1 protein-coding gene is annotated in these 245 nt (G+C 30.6%); it reads right to left on the bottom strand.

What is annotated here, in order from left to right; all coding sequences use genetic code 11:
- Window positions 1-245, bottom strand: a 245-nt coding sequence (locus R2R70_RS22425; RefSeq protein ID WP_410979261.1) for a hypothetical protein, incomplete at both ends; no start/stop codon positions are given.

Here is a 245-nt window from a genome sequence, read left to right as displayed (position 1 = left end):
AGGCTTCCTAAATAACATAGCTAGCAAGCCAACTCCTGAATTAATCAAAAATATCTTATTTGCTATACTTATTAAATCATGAATATGATATTCCTTATCAACTAGCAACATATTATCAACTTGCTTCATAGATGATGGAAACCCTGCTTCTAATGGGTGTTTTTTTACTACAATAAACCATTCATGTGGATTTAACTTTTCAACTACATCATTAACAGTTTCAATAAATCCCTCAAACCCATTAG

This window comes from Cobetia sp. SIMBA_158 (genome assembly GCF_046566945.1).
In the GTDB taxonomy this organism is placed as follows: domain Bacteria; phylum Pseudomonadota; class Gammaproteobacteria; order Pseudomonadales; family Halomonadaceae; genus Cobetia; species Cobetia amphilecti.
This window is presented reverse-complemented; position numbering and strand designations above follow the sequence as displayed.